Genomic DNA, 20,810 nt, shown 5'->3' with positions numbered 1-20,810 from the left:
TCTCCGTGGGTAGGCGCGGATTTCCTTGTTGCCCGCACCTGCCTATGTCTTTGCAGTCGTGGAATTATTGTGGGTCAGCTTGTGTTGTTTTCAAAAGCGTTTGCAAGTTAGCAGCTTTTGGTTTCACAAGCCAGAATTTACGGCTGTAGAAATCGAACTCATTGCGGATTTTATAAGCCCAAGCACTACCAGTTTCTTTAATGTGCTCATCGATAATACGCAACAAGAACTCTTTATGATCTTCCATAGATTCTGTTGAAATACGATTTAAATCGATCAATTCGTGGTTGTAGTAATCTACGAAGTCATTATCGAGGTCAAGTACATAAGCAAAACCACCAGTCATGCCCGCACCAAAGTTATGGCCTACTTTACCAAGTACAGTCACAACACCACCTGTCATATATTCACAACAGTGATCACCCGCACCTTCGATTACAGCAAATGCGCCAGAGTTACGAACTGCAAAACGCTCACCCGCTGTACCTGCTGCAAAAAGCTTACCGCCAGTTGCACCATACAAACAGGTATTACCAATAATTGCTGTGTTTTGTGTTTGGAAAGGTGAACCTTGTGGTGGGAAAATCGAAATACGACCACCCGCCATACCTTTACCTACATAGTCGTTTGCATCACCTTCAAGACGGATGTGTAAACCACCAGCATTCCAAACACCAAGAGACTGACCAGCTGTACCAGTTAAGTTCATTACAACTGGATGTGCTTCCATACCCAAGTTGCCGTAGCGACGAGCGATTTCACCCGAAACACGAGCACCGATCGAACGGTCACAGTTCACAACCTTGAAGTTAAACTGACCACCAGCGCTTGACTCAATTGCAGGAAGTATTTCAGCAACCATTTTCTCAGCTAAAACGCCTTTATCAAATGGTGCATTACCTTCTACTTGACAGTATTGTGCTTTACCTTCAGCAGAAGGATGCGAAGTTAACAGAGCACTTAAATCAAGGTGAGCATGTTTTTCAGTCTCGCCCGGTAATACTTCAAGCAAATCAACACGACCAATCAAGTCTTTCAATGAAGAAACACCTAGTGCAGCCAACCATTCACGAGTTTCTTCCGCAATAAAGTGGAAGAAGTTGATGAGCATTTCTGGCTCGCCAATGTAGTGTTCTTGACGTAAATGATCTTGTTGAGTTGCAACGCCGGTTGCACAGTTATTTAAGTGACAAATACGGAGGTATTTACAACCTAAAGCGATCATTGGTGTTGAACCAAAGCCGAAACTTTCAGCACCTAAAATTGCTGCCTTGATTACATCAAGACCAGTTTTTAAACCACCATCAGTTTGTACACGTACTTTGCCACGTAAGTCATTTACACGAAGAGCTTGATGCGCCTCACTCAAACCTAATTCCCATGGAGAACCCGCATGGTGAATTGAAGAAAGTGGAGATGCCGCTGTACCACCGTCATAACCAGAAATGGTAATGAAGTCTGCATATGCTTTAGCAACACCTGCTGCAATTGTTCCTACACCCGGCTCAGATACCAATTTCACCGATACCATTGCTTTCGGGTTAACTTGTTTCAAGTCAAAAATTAACTGAGACAAATCTTCAATTGAGTAAATGTCGTGGTGTGGCGGAGGTGAAATTAGCGTTACACCCGGTACCGAGTAACGTAAACGTGCAATTAAACCATTTACTTTACCACCCGGTAACTGACCGCCCTCACCTGGTTTCGCGCCCTGAGCAACTTTAATTTGCAATACTTCAGCAGAAGTTAGGTATGCAGGAGTTACACCAAAACGACCAGATGCAATCTGTTTGATTTTCGAGTTACGAATTGTGCCGTAACGAACAGGATCTTCACCGCCTTCACCAGAGTTTGAACGACCGCCAATCGTATTCATCGCGATTGCAATTGCTTCATGTGCTTCTGGAGAAAGAGCACCTAAAGACATACCTGCCGAATCAAAGCGAGGCAAGATATCTTCAACTGATTCAACTTGCTCAACTGGAATTGAGTTCGTTGTTTTTAACTTAAATAAGTCACGAATCGTCGCTACTGGGCGGTTATTCACCAGCTCAGCATATTCTTTAAAGTCTTCGTATTTACCAGAGCGAACGGCTTTGTGTAATGCGTTAATCACATCTGGGTTGAACGCATGGTACTCTTTATCAAATACGAATTTAAGTAAACCACCCTGATCAATTGGCTTACGATTTGACCAAGCTGTTGCTGCTAATTTTTTCTGGTCTTTTTCAAGGTCAGCAAATGTTGCACCCTGAATACGGCTTGGAACACCTAAGAAACACTGATCTACCACTTCTGATGATAAACCTACTGCTTCAAATAGCTGACCGCCACGATAAGAAGCAACTGTAGAAATACCCATTTTTGAAAGAACTTTTAATAGGCCTTTCTCAATACCTTTACGGAAGTTTGCTTGCGCATGGATTGGATCACCTAAAAGCTCACCTTTAGCAATCAAATCATTGATCACGTCATATGCAAGGTATGGGTAAACTGCGGTTGCACCAAAACCAAGTAATACCGCAAATTGGTGCGGATCACGTGCAAAACCAGTTTCAACCATGATATTTGCATCAGTACGCAGACCAGTTTTGATGAGGTAATGATGTACCGCGCCTGTTGCAAGTGCTGCGTTTGCTGGCAGCAAACCTTGACGGATATTTTTATCTGTTAAAACAATTAAAGTTTTGCCATCACGAACTGCTTGCGCCGCCTCTTCACAGATACGTGTGATCGCAGCTTGCAAGCCTTCTTCTTCGGCATAGTTTAAATTGATATCAACTGCTTCATAACCCGGACGCTCAATGCTACGGATTTGCTGCATTTTTGAATTTGACAATACAGGGCTAGAGATGATGATACGGTCAGCATGCTCAGGGCCTTGCTCAAATACATTCTGCTCACGACCTAAACAGGTTTCAAGCGACATTACAATTGACTCACGTAGCGGGTCAATTGGCGGGGTTGTCACTTGAGCGAACTGTTGACGGAAGTAATCTGTTACGTGGCGTACTTGACGAGACAATACAGCCATTGGCGTATCATCACCCATAGAACCAACAGCTTCTTGTCCGCTTTCAGCAATTGGACGTAACAACTGGTCACGCTCTTCAAATGTCACCATAAACATTTTTTGAGCCGCTTTTAAAGCATCGCCAGTTAAGCCTTTATCGACTAATTGCTCTTCAAGTTCTGGGTTTGCATTTAAACGAATCGCATGATCACGTAACCACTCACGGTACGGACGCATGTTTTTCAAATGTGTACTAACATCTTTAGTATCAAGTACTTTGCCTGTTAAGGTATCAACTACCAAAATTTGGCCAGGACCTACACGACCTTTAGAAACTACGTCTTCAGGCTCATAACCCCAAACACCGATTTCAGATGCCAAGGTAATGTAATCATTTTTGGTAATTACCCAACGCGCAGGACGCAAACCGTTACGGTCAAGCATACAGATCGCATGACGACCATCTTGAATAACAAGACCAGCTGGGCCATCCCAAGCTTCCATGTGTTTAGAGTTGAACTCATAGAATGCGCGTAAGTCTGCATCTAAAGTTTCTACGTTTTGCCAAGCTGGTGGTACGAGCATACGTAAGGCACGGAATAAATCCATACCACCACCTACTAAGATCTCAAGCATGTTATCTAAGCTTGAAGAGTCCGAACCCGTACGGTTAACGATTGGGTTAAGCTCAGTAAGACCTGGTAATAATGGGTTTTCAAATTTAGGAGTACGCGCCAGCGCCCAGTTACGGTTTGCTGTAATTGTGTTGATTTCACCATTATGAGCAAGGTAACGGAATGGTTGAGCCAACGGCCAACGCGGCAATGTATTAGTAGAGAAGCGTTGGTGGAATACCACGATATGTGATTTTAAACGCTCATCAGCTAAGTCTGTATAGAACTCAGCAATTGCAGCCGGCATCATCAAGCCTTTATAGCTGATTACTGTCGAACAAAGCGTAGTCACATAGAATGACGGATCATTTTGTAATTGTTGTTCTGCACGACGACGTGCCAAGAATAATTTACGGTTAAATTCAACCTCAGTTACGCCCATTGGACAGTTCACAATGACCTGTTCAAAAGCTGGTAAAGATTGAAGCGCAATTTCACCTAATGCATCGTTATTTGTAGGGACAACACGCCAAGCCAGTACACGTAGGCCATCTGACTCGATTTCTTTCGTTAAAATATTTTTAGAATGTTGCGCTAATGCCGGATCAGTATTTAAAAATACAGTACCCACAGCAAAAATTTCACTCAGTGTAATATCACTCAGTTTTTTTGCTTCATCACGGAAAAATTGCTTTGGCATCGCCAATAATAAGCCGCAACCATCTCCCGTCTTGCCATCTGCGGCAATACCACCACGGTGCGTCATGCAACTTAAACTGTGAATCGCGGTTTCAACTAGATGATGACTTGATTCACCCTTCATATGGGCGATCAGTCCAAAACCACAGTTATCCTTAAACTCATCAGGTTGATATAAACCTTGAGCGGGAGCTACAGTATTAGGCGATGGCATGTGCATAGCGTACCCTTCTTTCAATAAGGCTCTTTCGAGCGTCAAACAAACAACTTCTTTTTGCGATAGTGCCTACGGACGACAGTTAGCTCAATGTTTCACAAAAAAAATTTTTGGGCTGATAAGCCAATATACGCTGTTCCATTTTTACGTACACTGGTTTTTGCTAGAAAAATGTTTTGACTTATTTCGCACTCTTTTAAAGCAGTTCGACCCCTCGACTCTGCATAGAATTTACTCTTTAGAGCGCTAAAATAGTTTACAGCACATTAATAAGCACAAGAATAAAGCAAAAACTATGCCAATGTTATTTTTTGCAATTAAGTATTTATAATTATTGAAAATAGATCGATTTTATTCGCGTTATCATTTTAATAAATGACTAAATATGCACCACAGGTGATCAAAAAATATATATAACTATTATTATTGCACCATATCTGTGCAACGCATCCTTATAATTAATTACCTCTTGTGCCCTCATTTGTTGCATTTTTTGCTGTAGGTTCTGTTGTACGATTCTGTTGAGTCTTTTTAGCCACATCAACTGCCGAATTAGACTGATGTACATCCACAACATTCCCCTCAGCATCTCGACGAATAATCGTTGTACGAGTTGTAGAGTTTGTGGCTGGAGCCACCACTTTAGGTTGTGTAGCCACACCGCCCCCTATGAGCAAGGACTCATCAATTTTAGGTAGAGCAGCTGGACGTAACCGCACTTCATAAGTTTGGCTAATACCACCTTTCATTTCATCCGCACCTAAATCATTGACTAATGGCGCATAGGTCGAAAATTGTTGCGGTTGGGGTTTAATTGATTCAGGTAAATCAAGATTAAGTTGGGTTAACTGCTGAATTGCATCTTCAGAACGTTTAAATACACCATATGTCAAAACATATTGTTCAGATTGCTTATCTCCGCTTAAACGGAAGTAGATAAATTTATTTCGTTCTGGACGATTTTTTAAAAAGTTTTTAATAATATCTTCATCAGACGCACGGAAAAGCTCAAGCGTCCATTGTTTCTTGTTTTCATTAATAAATTTTGTACCGCGGAACTCTGCCTCATGCTGACCAGAAGCAACCGTACGAGTTGTTAAATCAAGAGGTCTAACTTCATCAGCTAAAGCCCCTAAATTAGCCGTTGTTGCTACCTTCTCTGGCTGAATTTGCACTGGCGCATCCGAATCAGCTGATTTTTCAACTTCAACCAGCTTTTTACTATCGGTCATTACCCAAAAAATAAAAGCGAGCAACAAGCAGACGATACCACCCACCAACCAGATATATTGTTGAACATTCTGCCAAAGTGTACGTGATACAGTCATGTGTTACCTTAATTTATTATCCGTGTTGATTTGCCAAAATAGCTTGTTTCATGAATTCAACATCAAAGTCTTTAGTAATTACTGCTTGCCCAAGTTGCTTTAACAGCACTAAACGTAATTGACCATTGAGAACTTTTTTATCATGCGCCATATATCCAAGGAATTCATCCAATGGAATTTTTGGACATGATATCGGCAAATTAGCGCGTTGAATAATTTTTTTTGTACGCTCTACATCATCGTTTGAAATCCAACCTAAACGTTGTGATAAATCAGCCGCCATCACCATGCCTGTCGCTACTGCTTCACCATGCAACCAAGTGCCATAGCCAAGGTAAGATTCAATCGCATGACCGAAAGTATGCCCTAAGTTGAGTAAAGCTCGTTCGCCTTGCTCTTTTTCATCGTTAGCAACAATTCGCGCTTTATGGGCACATGAACGATAGACAGCTTCTGCTAAAAGTTCAGCATCTCGCCCAATTAACCCATCCATATTCTGCTCTAACCAAACAAGAAAATCAGCGTCACCCAACAAGGCATATTTAATGACTTCTGATAATCCTGCAGATAACTCTCGATCTGGTAAAGTATCGAGTTGAGCCATATCAGCCAAAACAACTTGAGGTTGCTGAAATGCGCCCAACATGTTCTTACCAAGAGGATGATTAATCCCCGTTTTACCACCCACACTTGAGTCTACTTGTGAAAGAAGTGTAGTCGGAACCTGAACAAAATAAACCCCACGTTGGAAACATGCTGACGCAAAACCAGCCATATCCCCGATAACACCACCACCCAAAGCTAAAACCGTACAATCACGATTAAAACCAGCTTCAAGTAAAGCATCAAAAATTAAATTTAGATGTTGAATATCTTTATATTTCTCACCATCTGGCAAAATACAAGTCGCTACAGTTTTACCCAAACTTTTTAAAGCTTCTTGATAATGAGATAAATATAAAGGAGCGACCGTTTCATTACTCACGATCATGACCTGTTGACCATGAATATAAGGCTCAAGCAACTGCTTAGGATCAAGTTGACTGCCAATAAAAATAGGATAACGGCGTTCGCCTAATTCAACATGTAAAGTTTGCATGAGTTTATAAAACCACAAGTAAGTTTGGCTATTTTAGCGGGTTGGACAAAATAAGTTGCAAAATCTTTTGAGCAAGATCACGAGCAGCACCCTGATTGGTTTCAATCGTGTAATGCGCAACTTCACGATATAGAGGATCACGTATTTTTAACAAATCACGTAATTTTTGTTCAGGGTTTTCAACTTGTAATAGAGGTCTATTTTTATCGCGGTAAGTGCGTTGTAATTGTAGTTCTACAGGAGTGTAAAGATAAACAACAATACCACGTTGCTTTAGAAATTCGCGATTGGGTGCTTGAGTAATCGCACCTCCACCTGTCGCCAACACTAAGGCTTTACGGGAAGTCAACTCATTTAACACTACTGTTTCACGAGTACGAAATCCAAACTCCCCTTCTTTCTCAAAAATCCAGGGAATAGTGGCACCTGTTTTGCGTTCAATTTCATGATCACTATCTAAAAATTCACGCCCTAATAGTTCGGCTAAATGACGTCCAACGGTTGTTTTTCCTGCCCCCATGGGCCCTACCAAATAAATATTTGGCAGGGTTTCAAACGCTTTGCTTGGCAAGGCGCCACCTATTTCAATTGCTTTCATTAAAAAATATATTAATGATTTCTCACCAAAGTGTCATTAACAATTCGTGGCGTAACGAAAATCAGTAACTCTTGCTTATCATCAGATTTCTTATCTTTCCTAAATAGGCGTCCAATTCCCGGTAAATCCCCAAAGAAAGGAACTTTGGTTTGAGAGTTAAGGGTTGTCTGCTCAAACACCCCTCCTAAAATGACTGTCTCACCATTATTCACCAACACATTTGTCTTGATATTATTTTTATTTAGGATCAATTCACCATTAGGAGCCGCACCCGAAACCGAATCCTTTGAAATATCCAATTTCATTTGAATTTTACCATCAGGCGTAATGCTCGGGGTAACATCTAGGCTTAATAGTGCATCTTTAAAAGAGGTACTTGCTGTAGCACCAGCAGCAGAATTAGTTGTAGTTTGATATGGGACCTGTTGACCTGTTGCAACTTTTGCAGGCTGTTTATCTGCAGTCATTACTTTAGGGGTAGAAATAACCTCACCATAGCCATCAGCTTGTAATGCAGAAAGTTCAAGATCAAGCATAAAATCAGACATACTAATCAAGCCAAAGGCAATACTCCCAGCCGGATTGGTTACACCTAAATCGACATTTAAGTTATCTGGACGTTCAATCGTGTATTTATAACCACCCGTAGTCTCATCCTTTTTGGGCTCTCGTAAATTCCACAAGGTCGTTTCACTACCACCAACTAACAAGTTATTATTGTTAGTGATCCCTTGCGATAATATACCCCATTTAACACCGAGCTCTTTGGTAAAAGAAGTAGATGCTCTTACAATTCGCGCCTCAACCATAACCTGTTTAACTTGTACATCCAACAGATCAATCATTTTACGAATTTGATCAATCGACTGAGCCGTATCATTAATAATTAAGGTATTGGTACGATCATCTTGAGTAATTGTTCCACGGGGACTCAATAAACTTCCTACATTATTACCTAAACTATCAACACCAGTATTTAAATTAGTAGATGTAGAATTTCCACCATCAGATGTGCGCTGCATACCATTGCTATTATTTGAGCCTTGAGTAATTAAACTCATAATATCCTGAGCTTGCGCATATTTAAGTTGAATATACTCAGTTTGTAATGGGGCTAATTTCACGCTCTGTGCAACAGCTTTTGCTTCTTCTTCTTCAGCCTTGATCAGTTCCGCAACTGGAGCAATCCAAATTACATTTCCATTTCTGCGTTTATCTAAATTTTTAGTTTTTAAAATAATATCAAGTGCTTGGTCCCATGGTACATCTTTTAAACGCAAAGTGATATTACCTTGCACACTATCAGCCGCGACCATATTAATGCCAGTAAAATCAGCAAGTAACTGTAAAACGCGACGAACTTCAATATCTTGAAAATCGAGAGAAAGCTTATTACCAGAGTAATTAGGCGTCTTATATAAAGAGGTTACATTTTTGTCCTGCGGACGCTTGAGGCTAATGGTTAATTTATTTTCTGCCTGATAAGCCATATATTCATAGCTACCAGTAGATTGAATCGTAATAACGCCATTGCCTTTTTCATTATAAGATTCAATGGTCGAAACAGGCGTCGCAAAATCATTTACATTTAAGCGTTTAGCTAGATGTGTAGGAATTTTAGAGCCTAACGTTCTTACTACAACTTTGCTACCTTGTTGTTGCACATCAACAGGGGTATTACCTCCCAACAGGTCAATAACGATAAGGCCTTCCCCTTGACTACCGCGTTGGAAGCCGATGTTTGAAACACCTTGGGTTTGCATTGCACTTGCTGATACAGGTTTAGCTACAGCTTGCGCAGAATTAATCTTTAAAATAAAAGTGTTGCCTTCAATACGAGTAGTAAAAGCACCTGCCTCTTTCAAATTTACAGTTAAACGTGAACGCTGATCATCGGAGCTTACATCGACCGAACTCGCTTCATTCGTTCCAATCGCTACTTTTGACTGTATTAAATTCTGCTGCGCTTTATTAAAATCTAAAATCAAACGTGAAGGATTCTCAAGCTGATAGGCCTGTGGTTGCGGTGGCAAGCCATTAAATATCACTCGAATTTCTGTTCCCTGACCCGCTATTTGCGTCGGTACAATATTAGTCATGCTGACCTGTGCAGACGCAATCTGCATAATTGCAATCGCCACAGCTCCCATAGAAAACTGACGGAATACGTGATTCATTGTCTAACCATCCCCAATAAATAATCTTTAAAAATAATTTTTTCTTTGTTATTCCCTAAATTTTAGGGTGTGGGTCCAATTAACACTAAGGTTCTTGGTCTCTCCACATAGCCTTCTCGCCCATCAGGGACAATCTCCACCAAATCAATCTGAGTAGGACCAATATGGGTAATTCGACCTTGATTCATCCCGATATAGTTCCCTACCTGCACTCGCTCAATTTGTTGATCAGGTGTTTGGATCAGAGCCATGACTTGCCCGCGGCTGTTACGCATACTTCCTTTCATATTTAAGGACTCTAATGCATAGCTTTCGAGTGGCTGTGGTGCACGTGAGAAATTCGGATATACTCGTTTCCCCGCCATAATTTTGAGCTCAGCAGCAAGTGAGCTTGGTAAAAATGGGCTCTTTAACTGATGGGCTGCATAATTAAATTGTGGCACAGGCGTAAAAACAGGCGCTGGTTCTATGGCTTGTGGTGGCTGATTACGTATATCGGCCATTTGCTGATTTACGGCGTCGATTCTAGAGTCACATCCAACCAAAACCAAGCCTATCCCCAGAGAAAGTAAAATTTTCTTTAGTTTCATTAGTTATCCTCCTACTTTCGCTTTGACTTCTTTATAGAAGGAATATGTACATTACGGCTATCGGAGGCGTTTATCTGACTTTCACCATTTATCACTTGAGGATCACTATTATTTTGGTTTTCAACCGCACCCATATAGCGATAAGTTTTTGCTTTAATAGAATAATTAAGCACAGGAATATCTGATTTACCATCCTTAACAGGAGCAGCTTCAACAACAAAATCATGCATTGTCACAATACGTGGTAATGCCGCAATACTGCTAACAAAAGCACCGAAAGCGTGATAATCCCCAGTTGCTTCGATAGTAATAGGCTGTTCAATAAAAATTTCCTGCTTTACTTCATCTTCTAAGCGGATATTTTTAAACTTCAGACCAGAATTCACCCCCGTTAAGTTAATATCTTCAACTAAACTTGGAATTTCGGTTTCTTTTGGCAATTGTTCTAACTGCTGATTGAAGTTGGCTTGCATCTCTTGAAGCTGAAGCTGGTATTGCTGCAAGTTGCGTAATTTTGAGTCTTTTTCTCGAAACTCATTTAATAAATTACTTTCTTGTGCTTGAGCATTATCAATTGCTTGTAGCTTTGGTTGAATAGCAACAAAATACCCTAAAGCCAATACAGCAAAGAAAATAAAAATCCAACACGTAATTTTCACAGATAATGGCCAGCTGCCATAACTGTTCATATCGAGCGTGTTAAATTGCTGAAGGAATTTTTCTAAGGTGATCTTTTTTTTCTTAGATGGAGCTTGTTCTAAAGACAGCTCATGAAGTTCATCAGGACTCATTTTGCCGCCTCCTTATCCGTACCTACAGACGTATTGGCAGTATCATCTGTTGTAGTCACACCCATTTCCCCTACATCAACAGTAACAACAAAACTGCCATAGCTATCTTCAACTCTAGGAAGCAAAGAACTTACAGCCTTATCTTTTTTCTCTTCGGTCGCCAAGAAAGAACTCATAAAAGCGTTGCGATACCATGGCGATGCTTCGAGATTACGTAATAACTCTGCAACTGTATTTGGACTTTCCGCTTTACCTTCAATCGTAAATTTATCTCCGGTTCGACTGAATTTAGTCAAATACATGGCTGCCGGGGTCACACGTACTAATTCATCCACCAAACGTACAACGACCGGACGTTGGCTTTGCAAACCTTGAATGAGCTTCATACGCTCAATAATTGCGTCCCGCTGTTCTTGCAAGCCATTTAAGGTTTTAAGTTGTTGATCTAGATTCTGGTTTGTACTGATGATGAGCTGATTTGCTTGTTCTTGATCATTTAATTTTTGATTCAAATAAAACCACCCTGCAAATACAGTGGTTATCCCCAAAACAACGACCCCAAAACATAAAATAATAAATTGTTTTTTACGCTGCTCCCTAAGCCCATCACGCCAAGGGAGTAAATTAATTGTTGCCATTAATCAAAACTCCTTAAAGCCAAGCCACATGCCACCATTAATGAAGAAGCATCATTTTCAATTTTTTGAACGTCGACTTGAGGAGAGAAACCCATTTGTAAAAATGGATTGGCAATAGTGACTCGGTAACCGAGTTTCTGCTGCAACAATTTAGCAAGCCCTGGAATGTTGGCATTGCCACCCGCTAGCAAAATATGGTCAATTTCATTGAATTGGGATGAAGAGAAGAAAAATTGTAGAGATCTAGCAGCTTGCTGAACTACAGCATCTAAAAATGGTTCTAAGATTTCGATGTCATAATCATCTGGCAAAGAACGTTCTTTTTTAGCGCGTCCCGCTTCTTCTAATGACAAACCGTAACGGCTTTGAATTTCCAAAGTAAGCTGTTTACCGCCAAAGACTTGTTCACGGGTATAAATGATTTTGCCATTTTGCATAACCGATAATGTGGTCATGGTATGGCCAATATCTAAAATACCAATGGTATTTGCACCCATGGGTAAGCTATCAGCAAACACACTAAAAGCACGCTCGACAGCATAACTTTCAACATCAGCAAGCTTAGGCGTTAAATCAACCAGTTCCAGTACTTCTACGCGTGTTTCAACATTTTCTGTTCGTGTTGCGACTAAAAGTACATTCACACGATTTGGATTCGGCAGTCGATCTGGTAAAACCTCAAAATCAAGGCTCACCTCATCTAAAGGGAACGGTATATATTGCTCCGCATCTAATCGAATCTGAACTTCACGTTCATCATCGTTCATATCTGCATCCATTTCGATGGTTTTATGAATAACCGTCGATGTTGGAACAGCAATTGCAGCGTTAGTGGTGTGGGGATTTGCTAAATTCATCGCCCGTTCCAAAGCTTCTGCAACTGCTTCTGGATTCAAGATATTTTTTTCAACTACACTGTTCTCAGGTAAAGGCGTTAAAGCATAGCTTTCTACCCAATATTTACCGTTCTTAACAGAGAGCTCTAACAACTTAACAGAAGTCGAACTAATATCGACACCCATTAACCCCTTATTCGGTTTACGATATAACCTGAGCACACTATTGTCCTATTATTTTTTTATCCCCAAAAAAAATTACAAACCAATAATCTAGGTCTTTATTTTTACACGGATACAATATCTCATCTAACAATCCGCATGTCTAAAGGCTATACTGACCACAATTAGTTTGTATTCGATCTTATTAAAGCTTACTTATCATGAAAAAGCTATCCAGTTTGGGCTTCGTGCGTCCAATTTTTTTGATCATTATTATTATCTTAGTCTCACTTCCGATGGGCTTTTATGGCATGTATCTCTATATCGCCCCATCGCTTCCAGAAATGAGTTCACTAAAAAAAGCTCCCCTCTTAAAACCATTACAGGTCTACACTTCAGACAATCAACTGATTGCCGAGTACGGTGGTAAGCTTTCTATTCCGGTTGAATACAAACAAATTCCCCCTGCTTTTATTCATGCATTTTTAGCAGCAGAAGACTCTTCTTTCTTTGAACATAGCGGGATCAGTTTTAAGGGTTTAGGTCGTGCTTTGAGCGAAAGCGTGACGGGTTCAGATGTGCAAACTGGTGGTTCAACGATCACCATGCAAGTTGCAAAGAACTATTATTTGAGTCCAGAAAGAACTCTAAAACGTAAAATAACCGAAATCTTTTTGGCTCGAAAAATTGAGCAAAATTTATCCAAAGAAGAAATTCTCAGCCTCTATGTGAATAAAATCTTCTTAGGGAAAAATGCGTATGGTATCGCGGCAGCAGCTAAAATTTATTATAACAAAAGCATTAATGAGCTCAGCATTGCTCAAATGGCAATGATTGCAGGTTTGCCCAAAGCACCTTCTAAATATAACCCTGTAGTTAATCCTGAGCGCGCACTCGAACGACGCAACTGGATTTTAGGCCGTATGTTACAGCTGGGTTATATTTCTCAAGCAGAATATCAAAAAGCAGTTGCAGAGCCGATCAATTTAAATATGCCCAATCGGGATTTAAATAATATTCATCCCTATGCTGGGGAAATGGTTCGTTCAGAACTTGTAAAGCATTTCGGCGAACAAGCCATTGATTCTGGTTATAAAGTCTACACAACAATTAATGCTAAACGCCAAGCGATTGCAGAAAAAGCTGTGCAAGATGGCCTTGAGGCTTATGACCGTCGTCATGGCTGGCGTGGTGCAGAAGCACATGACAAACCATTAACTGAATTTAGAGCATATGCCAACACCTATCCTGCACAAGTTACTAAGGTAAATAGCAGCTCTTTTGAAGCATTAATGCAAGATGGCTCAACCGTTACGGTTCAATGGTCAGGCATGTCATGGGCACGCCCCTATCGCAATGCAAATAGCGTAGGTGGCGCTCCTTCACGTGCCTCCCAAATTGTTAAAGTTAAAGATATTGTTCGTTTACGCCCAAACGATAATAAAACCGCATGGTCTTTAGTTCAGGTTCCAAAAGTTCAAGGTCAACTCATTGCAATTAACCCGAATGATGGTTCAATTGAAGCAATTGTAGGTGGCTATAACTTCTACCAATCAAAATTTAACCGCGCCCTACAAGGCTGGCGTCAACCGGGTTCTACAATCAAGCCATTCCTCTATGCTTTAGCATTAGAAAGAGGTATGACCCCGTATAGCATGGTGAATGATAGCCCAATTACAATTGGCAAATGGACACCGCGAAACTCTGATGGGCGTTACTTAGGTATGATCCCATTACGTCGTGCTTTATATTTGTCTCGTAATACCGTATCAGTAAGACTTCTACAAACTGTAGGGATTGAACGTACTCGCCAATTATTTATGGATTTCGGTTTACAGGAAGATCAAATTCCACGCAACTACACCATTGCCTTAGGTACTCCTCAAGTATTACCAATTCAAATGGCAACTGGTTATGCAACGTTTGCAAACGGTGGCTACCGTGTTCAACCGCATTTCATTCAACGTATTGAAGATGCTTACGGCAAAGTCATTTATGAAGCTAAACCAGAATACGCGTGTATTCCATGTATTAATGCACCTGACACGACAGGTGATGAACAAAAACCTAAAACAACTGATGATGAAGTCATTGAAGTTACGAATAAAGACATAGAACAGAAAGAAAACGCAGCTAAGCAGCTTAATCTTAAACGGACTGACAAAAACAACAGTCAATATCGCCAAGCTCAACGTATTTTAAAATCAAGCTCTGCTTATGATATGGCGAACATCTTACGTGATGTAATCGAGCATGGTACAGGTCGTGCTGCACTTAAAATTGGCCGTAGTGACTTAGGTGGTAAAACTGGTACTACGAATGATGCAAAAGATGCATGGTTTGCAGGCTTCAACGGCAAGTTAGTGACTGTAGCATGGGTTGGATTTGACCAACCGACTACGCTTGGCCGTCGTGAATATGGCGGTATTGCTGCATTGCCGATCTGGATTAACTTTATGGGTCAAGCATTGCAAGGTACGCCAGCAGCTTGGGTCCGTTTAGATAAAGATGCTAAAGGTCCTATTTCACGTGACCAACAAGAAACCGTTACTGAAGTAGCTGATAAGAAAACTTATCGTGCGGCTCCGCCACTAGCACGTCCGCTCTATCGACCAGCACCGCCACAACCAAAATTAAGCAATGACAATGACTTTTCCGATTTACCAGGTGAAGAAATTGTTATTCCGTCAAAAGCTGCGCCTCCTGCCATGAGACCTTCACAGGAGTCCGCTCCTAAGCGAGAAAAAGATGAATTAGAAAATCTGATTAATCAGATTGAATAATAGAAAAAGCCATCGTTAGATGGCTTTTTTATTGCGCTTCTGAAAGACATAAATTTGAAAAGATGCAGTTATTTCTAATTGTGACTGCTGCTCTAACTGCGAACGGCGCTCAGGAGAGGCTTTATAAGCATAAGGTGTCATAGCAATCAGATTTTTTAGAGCCTGTTGATCAAGCACAAAAGGCGCATCAATAATTTGCTCTTGCTTTAATTCAAATAAATCTTGTAGTTGCTCTACAAACTTTTCTGGTGTGTGAGGATTAACTTGCTCAAATAAAGCCTCACGCATGGCATACAAATGTTCAGAAGCAGGCGTAACAACAATTAAATGACCCTCATCTTTTAAGACACGCGCAATTTCTGCTTGCGGAATTGGGCTAAATAAACTGGTGCAAGCATCCATACTCCTATCCAATACAGGTAAAGTTGCTCCTGTTCCCACCACCCAAGTTACTTCAGTGTTGAGCTTTGCCGCACGTTGTACCGCGTTTTTTGCAATATCAACACCAACACACTGTTCAACAACTTGCTGCATAGCACTTGTATAGTAGCCCTCACCACATCCGATATCGAGTATTGCTTTTACATCTAGTTGCTTTAATAAAGCGACTACAGCTTGCTGTAATGGCTGATAATAACCACCTTGCAAAAAAGCTCGTCGCGCATCGACTGACTCGGGCGTATCCCCTGGGTTTTTACTATGTTTATGTTGCACCACATGTAAATTGACATAGCCTTGTTTAGCTACATCATAACTATGTCCTTGCTCACATCGCCAAGTTCGTTCAGTTAAATTCAGGGACTGACGACACACAGGACACATTAAAACTTGCTTAGCCACTTTTAATTATTCTCTTGTTCTTTTTGTTGTAAATAAGTCTTTGCGTGTAGTCCAACAAAGGTGCGACCTGCATTTATACCATTAATCCATTCATCTACCTGAAACAAATCAAACAGACCTACCTTTACTAAAGTTGGAATTGCGATCTTTAACTCTTCCTCAATTTGCCCTCTTTGCCCAGCATTATATAATTCAATATTGTGCAGCATTGTTGCTACAGTTCCTGTTTGAACCTGACTTCCATCTTTAAGTACAACTTGAGGTAATACCTCGCCCTCTCCAACTACTTTTTGATTAATCACCGATAATTGGTCTAGACCAGCAACTTTTGTCATTCACCTCTCCAATAAAAAAAGCCAGTAGAACTGGCTTTATATTGACACTAAAATAAGATCTATCGCAATTTTAAAGTCATTAGACCTAAAACTACTAATATAATTGTGATAATCCAAAAACGGATCACAACTTGCGTTTCTTTCCAGCCCTGCTTTTCATAGTGATGATGCAGCGGCGCCATTAAGAACACACGTTTATTACGCATACGCAAGGAGCCGATTTGTAAGAATACAGATACTGCCTCCATTACAAATACACCACCCATAATTGCAAATACGATTTCTTGACGAACCATAACTGCAATTGTTCCAAGCATCGCACCTAAAGCTAAAGCACCGACATCCCCCATAAATACTTGAGCAGGATGCGCGTTATACCAAAGGAATGCCAAACCAGCACCAATCATGGCAGAACAGATTACTACGAGTTCAGAGGTATATTTCACATATGGAATATGTAAATAGTTAGCGAAACGGATGTCACCAGACAAGTAAGCAAATACGCCTAAGCCCGTAGCTACCATGACAACTGGCATGATTGCCAAGCCATCTAAACCATCTGTTAAGTTAACTGCGTTAGAAGCACCATTAATCACTAGATAGGTAAATACAATAAATGCCAAACCTAAAGGAACAATTGAGAGTGGAATTGAAAGATTCTTAAAGAATGGAATCAATAAATCCAGCATGTTTGCCGTATGTTCTGCATTGGACTGTTGAGTTGCAATTAAATATAACGCAATACCAGCACCCAGCGATGCAACAGAAGTCCAGAAAAACTTCTTACGTGCGGGTAAACCTGCATTGTCTTTATAGCGAATTTTAATCCAGTCATCTGCCCAGCCTACAGCACCGAACACAACCATTACACCAAGCACAATCCAGACATAAGGGTTAGATAAATCAGCCCATAGCAAGGTACTAATACCAATTGAAAGTAGAATTAAAATTCCACCCATTGTTGGTGTACCCATTTTTTTAGCATGATTTTCAGGAGCAAACGAACTTACTGCCTGACCGTATTTTAACGCTTGTAATTTACGAATCATGATCGGTCCAAGGACCAGACCAATAGTCAGTGAAGTTAATACACTGAGTAAAGAACGTAATGTTAAATAACGAACGACCTGAAACGAGCTGTGATAGCCCGCAAGTTGTTCAAACAACCATAACAGCATTTAAAGTTTCTCCATCAAATCAGCCATCAACGTTTCCATATGAGTAAAGCGAGAACCTTTAAACAGGAAACTCATGGACTGGGGTTGATGTGTTTGGATTAGATTGATTAAAAATGGAAGCGCCTCAGCTTGTGTCTGAAATGCTTTCACTTTATTAGAATGAGAGTCTGCACCCTCGAGAGCAGCTGGAGCGAACTGTCCAACTGCAATAATATGATCTAAAGAAAGTTCGGCAAGATCACGACCTAAATCATAATGCTCTTGCCAACTGCTATCACCTAACTCACCAATATCCCCCATGACCATCACTTTTACGCCTTGTTGCTGCAACAACACTTGTGCAGCAGCACGCATAGAAGTCGGATTGGCATTGTAGGTATCATCAATAAATAAGTAAGGTGACTTTTGAATAAAGTTAAGACGACCTTTGGCCCCCTGAGCTTGCTCTAAACCTTGGACAATATCTTCTAGTCTAATACCAATTGCTAAAGCAAAAGCTACAGCTGCGGTCGCATTTTGAACATTATGCTCACCCGCAAAAGGAAGCTTAACTGCACTGCTACCTTGCGGTGTATGAAGGTTAAAATTCGTTGATTGAGGCAATAACTCCACATCTGTTGCATAGACATCACCCCCTACACCAAATGTAGAAATACGATGAGCTTTCGCAGCATCAAGAATTTCGGCAGTGAAGTCATCTTGTTGCGGCACGATTGCAACGCCATTTGGTGAAATATGACGATAAATTTCCGATTTTGCGCGGCAAATACCTTCACGACCACCAAATTCGCCTAAATGAGCTGTACCAATATTTAATATGCCCGCAACATGAGGCTGAACGAGTTTTGATGTGTAATCAATCTCGCCTTGATGGCTTGCACCCAACTCCATCACCGCATATTGATGTTCTTTGCGAAGCTCTAGCAACATCATTGGTACACCAAGGTCATTATTTAAATTGCCTCGGGTGATTAGTGTCGGTGCTAAGCGCGACAATATACTTCCCAGCATTTCTTTGGTTGTAGTTTTACCACTACTTCCCGTTAAGGCAATCACCTTTAATTGTGAGTTTTGCGCACGGCGATAAGCGCCGAGTTGCCCTAAAGCCAATCGGGTATCGGCAACAACGAGTTGCGCAATATCTACATCTAACGGACGTTCAACAATAGCTATTTGACAACCATTTGCAGCAACTTGCACAACGAAATCATGCGCATCGAAACGCTCACCTTTTAGTGCTAAAAAGGCATCCCCAGTTTCCGCATGACGCGAGTCCGTCAAAATACGTTTAATTTCAGTTTGAGGGATCTGGTCTTTATTCCAGTAGCCCTGTGTTGCCTGTTGTAATTGTTGAGCTGTCCACGGTTCCAAAGGCACGGTACTGGTGGTTGAAGTATGCATAATTCGTCCTATTGTGCAGGGTAAGCAGCGTCTACAGTGTGATGTTGTGCATCAATCGCAGAACGCACTTCAACAACATCATCAAACCAGTGACGTACGCCATTAATTTCTTGATAATTTTCATGTCCTTTACCGGCAATCACAACAATATCACCAGCCTGAGCCTGCTGTGCAACAAATTTAATTGCTTCACGGCGGTCATGAATTTCATGCATACGGTGCCCTGAAAAGTCGATTCCTTGCTTCATGTCAGCAAAAATTTGTTCAGGGTCTTCTGTTCTTGGGTTATCCGACGTCAAAATAACTGGATTTGCGCCGTATAAAGCTGCTTGAGTCATTAATGGGCGCTTACCGCGATCGCGGTCCCCGCCACACCCAAATACAGCCCAAAGTTGATTAGACACATGACGTTTTAATGTTTTAAGCACTTGAATTAATGCATCTGGTGTATGCGCATAATCAACAACAAATAAACGCTCACCATCACGAATAACCTGCATTCGACCTGGGGCACCAATTAGTTTAGGAACGAAAGCTACTAACGCTTTTAAACTAAAACCTGCTTGCTCAGCAGCAATAAGAGCTGCAACCAAGTTTTCGACATTAAAATGCCCTAACAATGGACTTTGCACAGCAAAAGAACCTTGCGGGCTCACTAAATTAAATGTCGCTCCTGCTAAACTGTAACTCAGGTCAGTAATATAATAATCAGCAGTATTTTGAGTAAGTGAATACGTTAAAATTTTTGGTTGAGCAGGATTTTGCTTTGCTGCATTGATCATGAGAGCAGCATGCTCATCATCTAAATTAATAACGGCTACTTTTAAAGAGCTAAAACGGAATAAAAGAGCCTTCGCTTCTGCATAAGCCTCTAAAGTGCCGTGGTAATCCAGATGGTCACGACTCAAATTGCTATAAACAGCAATCTCAATCGCACAACCATTTAAACGACCTTGTTCCAAACCATGTGAGCTTGCTTCTAAAGAAGCGAAAGTCGCACCTTGTTTTGCATAATCATGCAATGCATTTTGCAGTTGTAAAGCATCAAGCGTAGTGTGAGTTGAGGGTGTTAAGTCTGGTAAAATACCATTGCCTGTAGTGCCCATCACAGCACAGCGCTGTTGTTGAGAGCTAATTAATTCAGCCACTAGACGCGAAATTGTGGTTTTACCATTTGTACCAGTCACTGCAATAATACGCACTGGTGCTACGGGATCTATACGCTGTAAATAACGTTCTTGCCACTCACCCATACGTTGACGTATATCAGAACATACCCACTCATTTGCTACGCCCAACTCAGTTTCGCTAATAATCGCAAGAGCGCCATTAGCTAAAGCTGACTCAGCAAAAGCGCGTGTTTTTTCAGGTTGGCTATAACTGGTCAAAGCGATAAAGATCTGGCCTGACACAACCTTACGGCTGTCTAAACTAAAGCCTTGAAAAGGCTGTTTAGACCACTGTGCATCGATCTCGACTGGATTAATCTCTTGGAAAGAAACAGACATAGC

The 20,810-nt window shown here is 41.0% G+C and carries 15 protein-coding genes; 1 reads left to right on the top strand and 14 read right to left on the bottom strand.

Annotation, left to right across the window (positions count from 1 at the left end; all coding sequences use genetic code 11):
• Window positions 1–64 precede the first annotated feature (64 nt).
• The 9 genes from gltB to J690_RS14425 all read right to left on the bottom strand — a co-directional run bounded on the left by gltB (window position 65) and on the right by J690_RS14425 (window position 12,822).
• Window positions 65–4,540: a glutamate synthase large subunit gene (gene gltB / locus J690_RS14465; protein ID WP_171073737.1), complete on the bottom strand. Its 4,476-nt coding sequence runs from the start codon at window positions 4,538–4,540 to the stop codon at window positions 65–67.
• Window positions 4,541–5,001: 461 nt separating this feature from the next.
• A complete protein-coding gene (locus tag J690_RS14460) occupies window positions 5,002–5,871 on the bottom strand; it encodes a hypothetical protein (RefSeq protein WP_032036618.1) in 870 nt (289 codons plus the stop codon).
• 16 nt (window positions 5,872–5,887) lie between these two features.
• Window positions 5,888–6,970 carry a 3-dehydroquinate synthase gene (gene aroB, locus J690_RS14455; protein WP_032036617.1) on the bottom strand — a complete coding sequence of 361 codons (1,083 nt, stop codon included), beginning with the start codon at window positions 6,968–6,970 and terminating at the stop codon, window positions 5,888–5,890.
• 28 nt (window positions 6,971–6,998) lie between these two features.
• Window positions 6,999–7,568 carry a shikimate kinase AroK gene (gene aroK, locus J690_RS14450; RefSeq protein WP_002116987.1) on the bottom strand — a complete coding sequence of 190 codons (570 nt, stop codon included), beginning with the start codon at window positions 7,566–7,568 and terminating at the stop codon, window positions 6,999–7,001.
• A gap of 11 nt (window positions 7,569–7,579) precedes the next feature.
• Window positions 7,580–9,745 (bottom strand): type IV pilus secretin PilQ, encoded by a 2,166-nt coding sequence (gene pilQ / locus J690_RS14445; protein WP_032036615.1) that lies wholly within the window; start codon window positions 9,743–9,745, stop codon window positions 7,580–7,582.
• A 62-nt stretch (window positions 9,746–9,807) separates the two neighbouring features.
• Window positions 9,808–10,335, bottom strand: a complete 528-nt coding sequence (locus tag J690_RS14440; protein ID WP_032036613.1) for a pilus assembly protein PilP — start codon at window positions 10,333–10,335, stop codon at window positions 9,808–9,810.
• A gap of 11 nt (window positions 10,336–10,346) precedes the next feature.
• Window positions 10,347–11,126 (bottom strand): type IV pilus inner membrane component PilO, encoded by a 780-nt coding sequence (locus J690_RS14435; protein ID WP_032036611.1) that lies wholly within the window; start codon window positions 11,124–11,126, stop codon window positions 10,347–10,349.
• Entirely contained in the window at window positions 11,123–11,764 is a 642-nt protein-coding gene (locus J690_RS14430; RefSeq protein ID WP_032004890.1) for a PilN domain-containing protein, read from the bottom strand. Before J690_RS14430 ends, J690_RS14435 begins: the two co-directional genes overlap by 4 nt.
• Entirely contained in the window at window positions 11,764–12,822 is a 1,059-nt protein-coding gene (locus J690_RS14425; RefSeq protein ID WP_005067078.1) for a pilus assembly protein PilM, read from the bottom strand. Before J690_RS14425 ends, J690_RS14430 begins: the two co-directional genes overlap by 1 nt.
• A 161-nt stretch (window positions 12,823–12,983) precedes the next feature.
• On the opposite strand from J690_RS14425, the gene ponA reads away from it, so the two are divergent.
• Window positions 12,984–15,545, top strand: coding sequence for a penicillin-binding protein PBP1a (ponA, locus tag J690_RS14420; protein WP_032036609.1), 2,562 nt, complete (start codon window positions 12,984–12,986; stop codon window positions 15,543–15,545).
• A 15-nt stretch (window positions 15,546–15,560) separates the two neighbouring features.
• Here ponA and J690_RS14415 read toward each other — a convergent pair whose 3' ends face one another.
• From J690_RS14415 to J690_RS14395, 5 genes are read right to left on the bottom strand one after another with little or no spacing between them, the layout of a single operon-like run.
• Window positions 15,561–16,385 (bottom strand): putative RNA methyltransferase, encoded by an 825-nt coding sequence (locus J690_RS14415; protein ID WP_005078486.1) that lies wholly within the window; start codon window positions 16,383–16,385, stop codon window positions 15,561–15,563.
• Between the two features lie 2 nt (window positions 16,386–16,387).
• Window positions 16,388–16,720, bottom strand: coding sequence for a DUF7709 family protein (locus J690_RS14410; RefSeq protein ID WP_032036607.1), 333 nt, complete (start codon window positions 16,718–16,720; stop codon window positions 16,388–16,390).
• A gap of 59 nt (window positions 16,721–16,779) precedes the next feature.
• Window positions 16,780–17,898 carry a phospho-N-acetylmuramoyl-pentapeptide-transferase gene (mraY, locus tag J690_RS14405; protein ID WP_002116751.1) on the bottom strand — a complete coding sequence of 373 codons (1,119 nt, stop codon included), beginning with the start codon at window positions 17,896–17,898 and terminating at the stop codon, window positions 16,780–16,782.
• Complete coding sequence (locus J690_RS14400) at window positions 17,899–19,299, bottom strand: UDP-N-acetylmuramoyl-tripeptide--D-alanyl-D-alanine ligase (protein ID WP_032036605.1); 1,401 nt, start codon at window positions 19,297–19,299, stop codon at window positions 17,899–17,901.
• Window positions 19,300–19,307: 8 nt separating this feature from the next.
• Window positions 19,308–20,807, bottom strand: a complete 1,500-nt coding sequence (locus J690_RS14395) for a UDP-N-acetylmuramoyl-L-alanyl-D-glutamate--2,6-diaminopimelate ligase (RefSeq protein ID WP_032036604.1) — start codon at window positions 20,805–20,807, stop codon at window positions 19,308–19,310.
• Window positions 20,808–20,810 lie beyond the last annotated feature (3 nt).

Source organism: Acinetobacter sp. 742879 (genome assembly GCF_000588535.1).
GTDB lineage: Bacteria > Pseudomonadota > Gammaproteobacteria > Pseudomonadales > Moraxellaceae > Acinetobacter > Acinetobacter pittii.
Note: the sequence above shows the minus strand (reverse complement) of the source record. Positions and strands in the feature narration are given on the sequence as shown.